Source organism: Hydrocoleum sp. CS-953 (genome assembly GCF_002260545.1).
GTDB lineage: Bacteria > Cyanobacteriota > Cyanobacteriia > Cyanobacteriales > Microcoleaceae > Trichodesmium.
Map to the genome: position 1 here is coordinate 1 of NZ_LGSU01000971.1, position 5752 is coordinate 5752.

Sequence of the window (5752 nt, forward strand, 5' to 3'; positions counted from 1 at the left end):
AACCAAAATGCTCTTGATTTAATGCGTGGAATTAAACAGAAATTTGACCCTAAAAATATTCTGAAGCCACATTCTTTTGTGGGTGCAATTTAGGGGAGTAGGGGAGTAGGGGAGTAGGGAGGAGGGGAGAAAGGAGCAGGGGAGTAGGGAGAAATAATAAAGTAGGTTGGGTAGAACGAAGTGAAACCCAACAAAGCTTTTCAAGTCAAAATTCAAAAGTCAAAAGTTAAAAGTGAGACACCGAAAAATGTAGCTTGGAAAGCATTATTTTTGTTGGGTTTTTCCGTGGTAAATGCTGCGCAAATTTTCCTCAACCCAACCTAGACTCTGATAACTGTTTAAAACCTAATCCAGCAGAAACCAAATTTTGTTAAAATTATTGTTGGGTTTTGTTCTTCAACCCAAACTACGCTCTGAAAAAGCTAATAATTGAAAATGACTCAATGTTTAAATCCTGACTGTTTAAAACTTAATCCACCAGACACAATATTCTGTCAATACTGTGGTGAAAAATTAGTTTTAGCGGAACGTTATTGGCCTATAAAAATTATCAGGCAAGGAGGTTTCGGCAGAACTTTTCAAGCAGTCGATAAATACAAACCTTCCAAGCCTTTTTGCGTCATTAAACAATTTTTTCCTCAAGCACAAGGAACTAAAAGTTTATCAAAAGCTGCGGAATTATTTGCTCAAGAAGCTGAACGTTTGGATGGTTTAGGTAAACATCCATAAATTCCCGAACTTTTTGCATATTTTACCCAGAATAATCGACAGTATTTAGTACAATAATTTATCGAAGGGCAAAATTTACAATAGGAGTTACAAGAGTCGGGAGCTTTTAATGAAAGTCAAATTACAGTTTTAAATCTCTCTAAATCCCCCTTTAACAGCGGGACTTTGAAGTTACCCCCTTTCCAAGGGGGGTTAGGGGGGATTAAATATCTCTACCCTAAAGATTAAAGGATTGCTATAATATTAAATTTAGGTTTGAAAAACTTTTAACATAAAAGATGCAGATACAAGACATAAATACCCAAAATAATCCAACAATTCCAGCTAAAGATAGCAACTTTTTACAACAAAATCCACATTTAAACTCCTTAGCAGATAACCCTAGTTTTGACTCTCAAAATCCACCCGACCAAGAATTAATTGATACCTGCGTTCACTGTGGATTTTGTTTATCAACTTGTCCTAGTTATCGGGTAATAGGTAAAGAAATGGATTCTCCCAGGGGTAGAATTTATGCTATGGATGCTATTAACAAAGGAGAAGCATCTTTCAATCAAACAACTTCTGAACATTTTGATACTTGTTTAGGTTGTCTTGCTTGTGTAACTACTTGCCCATCTGGAGTTCAATATGACAAATTAATCGCTGCAACTCGTCCACAAGTAGAACGAAATATCCCCCGTTCATTACCTGATAAATTAATTCGTAATCTCATATTTAATTTGTTTCCTTATCCTAATAGATTACGACCTTTACTTATCCCTCTATTCGTTTATAAAAAATTAGGAATTAACAAACTTATTCGTGGTAGTAAATTGCTGGAAAAAATCTCTCCTAGATTAGCAGCAATGGAATCTATTCTTCCAGAAATTACTGTTGATTCTTTCGATAATAATTATCCTACTATTGTTCCTGCTCAAGGAGAAAAACGTTATCGAGTTGGTTTAATTTTAGGTTGTGTTCAAAGAATATTTTTCTCCCCCGTTAATATGGCAACAATTCGAGTTTTAACTGCCAATGGTTGTGAAGTTGTTATTCCTAAAAGTCAAGGTTGTTGTGCTGCTTTGCCAGAACATCAAGGACAAACAGAACAAGCTCATACTATGGCAAAACAAATGATAGATAGTTTTGCTAATACTGGAGTTGATGTAGTTATTATTAATGCTGCTGGTTGTGGTCATACTTTAAAAGAATATGGTCATATTCTGCAAGATGATTCTGAATATTGTGAGAAGGCAAAAGAATTTTCTAATCAAGTTAAAGACGTGCAAGAATTCTTGGCAAATGTTGGGTTAACATCTAAACTTTCTCCTTTAACTGAGGATGAAGAATTGAATATAGTTTATCAAGATGCTTGTCATTTATTGCACGGTCAAAAAATTAGTTTAGAACCCAGAAAATTATTACAACAAATTCCTGGAGTGAAGTTGCGCGAACCCATAGATGCAGCTTTGTGTTGTGGAAGTGCCGGAATTTATAATATGTTACAACCCGAAATAGCTGATGAGTTAGGGCAACAAAAAGCTGAAAATTTATTAAATACTGGTGCCGAATTAATTGCTTCTCCTAATCCTGGATGTTCTTTGCAAATTAAAAAGCATCTAGAATTACAAGGCAAGAAAATGACTTTAATGCACCCAATGGAATTATTAGATTATTCAATTCGGGGAGTGAAGTTACAAAGAAAATAGGATGCTGGTGCATAGTAATGGTATAGGGAGTGTAGGAAGTGTGAGGAGTGTGGGAAAAAAAATGTATATTTTCACCATTATTATGCAGGACTACCGAAAATAGTAAATGCTACCTAAGTATAAAAAAAGGAAAGCGATCGCTTTCCTTTTTTTTCAGATAAATCTTAACCATAAAACCTATGTTACGAGAAAAAAGTATTGAAACTACTTGTTATAAATTAGCTTAAACATCAGATTTCAAAACCTATCTACTTATTTGCATCAATTTGAAAAGTCTTCATCAACAATGAACAATACCTCCAACACACAAAGTGCCATTAATATCAAACAATTAAATATCAAAAAGCCATTAACAATTGTGTTTGTATCAATTCTAAAATTCAATCTGTTATTGATACTTGATGGTTCCGAGGCTAAAGTAATAGTTGATGTACTTATATTATTGTTAAAGACAAAATTGCTGCGATCGGCAGCACTAATATGATAAGTTTTACTTTGCTTAGGAGAAAATCCTAACCCTTCAGACATTCTATTATTAAATTCAGAGAAAGTATGAGCTTCTGAATTAGCTTCAATAGACTTAAATTTGGCTTGAGCTACTTCTGCTGTTCCTACGGATAAGGTAACAAGAGCAGTTCCAACAGTAGTTAAAAGTAGTTTATTAAAAGTTTTCACGGGAGTATTGGTCTTGTATCTAAGAGTTGGTATCAAGTAATTTTAAATTGTTAATTTATTTTTACATTATTAAAGACAAAATTGATGTGATCTATATCACTAATATCAATTTTTATTTAGGTTAGGAGAAAATCCAAACTCTTCAGAAGACAAAAGTTTTCACGAGAGTATTAGTCTTGTATTTAAGAGTTGATATCAAGCAACCGTTAAATATAAATTGACACAACCGTAGATTTAAGTAAATTTTATAAAATCTTAATAATTTACAATTATATTTATACAGTTGCAAATACTTGGAGCAAGTTTGAGACTAAGATTTACAACAAATTGCCAGCGATCGCCGATTTATGAAGTTTTGATCAAGTTGAAGACCTTAGATTNCCGAAAATATTTATACAGTTGCAAATACTTGGAGCAAGTTTGAGACTAAGATTTACAACAAATTGCCAGCGATCGCCGATTTATGAAGTTTTGATCAAGTTGAAGACCTTAGATTAGCTATTTGTCATTTGACAATACAATCAAAACTTTTGACAAATAACGTCCAACTTTCCTGAAAGAGTTGCTTATTGTCCAGTAATTCCATAAAATCTTACTTTTGACTGTCTTGAGTGCGTCTTATATTCTGGAGGGGCTGTGTGCGGAATTACTTCCGTACTCTATACGCCCCGTAGGGGACCTCAGAATTACGCACTCGATGTATGACTTTTGACTTTTGACTTGCGTGAAACGGTATAAGTCCTGAGATAATTTGTTAGTTGGAAACTGGAGGAAAATTTTACAAAATGAACCGCTCTCTATTTTTATTTATAAGTCTAGCTATTTTAGGTTTAACATCCTGTAACGCTGTTAAGGAAATTCAGGAATTAATTGACCCACCTCCATCGCCAACATCCACAGCATCTCCTATCAAACAAAAAGAACAAAGACAAGTATTTCCGATCGAGCAAAATGGAAAATATGGGTATATCAATAAGACGGGCAAAATCTTGATTCGACCAAGATTTGATCGGGTAAAAGATTTCTCAGAAGGATTAGCAGCAGTAAAAATTGGAGAAAGATGGGGTTATATCAATGAAAAAGGAGAAATAGTTATTAAGCCAGAATTTGATTCTGTTTTACGTTTTTCCCAAGGATTGGCACCAGTCAAAAAACTTGGAGAAAGATGGGGTTATATTAACAAGAATGGAGAAATGGTAATTCAACCACAATTTGAAGATGCGGTCTATTTTTCTGAAGGGTTAGCACGAGTAACAATTGATGGTAAGTGGGGTTATATCGATCAAACTGGCAAAATAGTAATTAAGCCAGAATATGGAGGACAAACAGGGCGGGGTTTCTTTGTTGACGGGTTAGCTGCTGTAAGGGTCGGTGCTGCTTATGAATATGGATATATAGATCGGAGTGGAGAAGTAGTCATTGAGACCAAATATGATTTTGCTGGAGATTTTATTAATGGTTTAGCGAGAATTCAAATTGGCGATCGCTGGGGGTATATTGATAAAAATGGCACAGAAGTCATTAGAGCAAAGTTTGAATTNCTTTGTTGACGGGTTAGCTGCTGTAAGGGTCGGTGCTGCTTATGAATATGGATATATAGATCGGAGTGGAGAAGTAGTCATTGAGACCAAATATGATTTTGCTGGAGATTTTATTAATGGTTTAGCGAGAATTCAAATTGGCGATCGCTGGGGGTATATTGATAAAAATGGCACAGAAGTCATTAGAGCAAAGTTTGAATTTACTCAAGATTTTTCTGAGGGTTTAGCAGCAGTTAAAATTGATGATAAGTATGGCTATATAGATGTTTCAGGCAAGAGAGTTATTCAACCGGAGTATGATTTTGCAGGCAATTTTTCCGAAGGTCTAGCAGAAGTCAGGATAGATGACAAATATGGCTATATTAATGCTGCCAATGAGATGGTTATTGAGCCTGAGTTTGATAATGCTTTTGCCTTTTCTAATGGTATTGCAGAGGCATGGGTAGAGGACAAAAAGGGTTACATAGATAAAATTGGTAGGTTTGTCTGGAATGTAAATAATTGAGGGAACAGGGGACAGGAAAAAACATAAATAAAAAAGAGGAAAAAATGTTTTCTTTTTAGGATTTATGGAAGTTATAATTTTTTATTGTCGGAATAAATCACAAATTTTAAGATGTAACTGCCTTTTTTGAATTTGGTATAATTTCTATTTCCTATTCCCTAAAGTTCTGAAACTTTGTACCTCATTAACTCTAACTTGCCCATAGCGCTATAGTTATGCTAACCACGCCTAAATATATCTAGGGTTTGCTGAAAAAGTCTTTTTTAAGGAGTAAGGAAGCCGGGGAGTAGGTAGGGACGTTGCATGCAACGTCCCTACGGGAGTAATTTTTTGGCCCAACTATGCGCTAGAAATGCGCTCCTTTTTGAGCATCAAGAGCTGAAAACCAAGGTATTTCAGACCTAAAAATGCACTTACCTTTATCTGTCAATGCTTTTAGATGTAATCAGCAAGCCCTATCTATGAGTGTGGTTAGTGCTACAACGAGACTAAAGATGCTTAGTCTTTTTGGTTCTCCTGCTCCCGTAATGGTGAGAATATATATTTTTTTCCTACACTCCCCACAGTTCCCACACTCCCCACAGTTCCCACACTCCCCACAGTTCCCACAC

At 35.1% G+C, this 5752-nt stretch carries 6 protein-coding genes and 1 pseudogene; 6 read left to right on the forward strand and 1 reads right to left on the reverse strand.

Annotated elements, in window-relative coordinates; all coding sequences use genetic code 11:
* The 4 genes and pseudogenes from AFK68_RS34975 to AFK68_RS13620 form a co-directional block, all read left to right on the forward strand.
* The coding region (locus AFK68_RS34975) for an FAD-linked oxidase C-terminal domain-containing protein (protein ID WP_143437850.1) at positions 1-93 on the forward strand (93 nt) is incomplete at its 5' end.
* Positions 94-180: 87 nt separating this feature from the next.
* The gene (locus tag AFK68_RS36775) at positions 181-324 is read left to right on the forward strand and encodes a hypothetical protein (RefSeq protein WP_168186459.1); all 144 of its coding nucleotides are present in this window, start codon (positions 181-183) and stop codon (positions 322-324) included.
* Positions 325-435: 111 nt separating this feature from the next.
* Positions 436-810: pseudogene (locus AFK68_RS13615) on the forward strand (4-Cys prefix domain-containing protein); the annotation flags it as partial.
* A gap of 197 nt (positions 811-1007) precedes the next feature.
* The gene (locus AFK68_RS13620; RefSeq protein ID WP_094673271.1) at positions 1008-2420 is read left to right on the forward strand and encodes a (Fe-S)-binding protein; all 1413 of its coding nucleotides are present in this window, start codon (positions 1008-1010) and stop codon (positions 2418-2420) included.
* A gap of 261 nt (positions 2421-2681) precedes the next feature.
* On the opposite strand, the gene AFK68_RS13625 is transcribed toward AFK68_RS13620, so the two are convergent.
* Positions 2682-3095, reverse strand: coding sequence for a hypothetical protein (locus AFK68_RS13625; protein ID WP_094673272.1), 414 nt, complete (start codon positions 3093-3095; stop codon positions 2682-2684).
* A gap of 785 nt (positions 3096-3880) precedes the next feature.
* On the opposite strand from AFK68_RS13625, the gene AFK68_RS43440 reads away from it, so the two are divergent.
* Together AFK68_RS43440 and AFK68_RS45090 are read left to right on the forward strand one after the other, a co-directional pair.
* Positions 3881-4635 (forward strand): WG repeat-containing protein (locus tag AFK68_RS43440; protein ID WP_256386550.1); only part of this gene is annotated, 755 nt, incomplete at its 3' end.
* A gap of 56 nt (positions 4636-4691) precedes the next feature.
* A complete protein-coding gene (locus AFK68_RS45090) occupies positions 4692-5141 on the forward strand; it encodes a WG repeat-containing protein (protein WP_371357377.1) in 450 nt (149 codons plus the stop codon).
* Positions 5142-5752 lie beyond the last annotated feature (611 nt).

Bases quoted from the DNA above. Each gene is read 5' to 3' on its own strand.
- AFK68_RS13620 (WP_094673271.1), top strand. From the start codon at position 1,008: ATGCAGATACAAGACATAAATACCCAAAATAATCCAACAATTCCAGCT.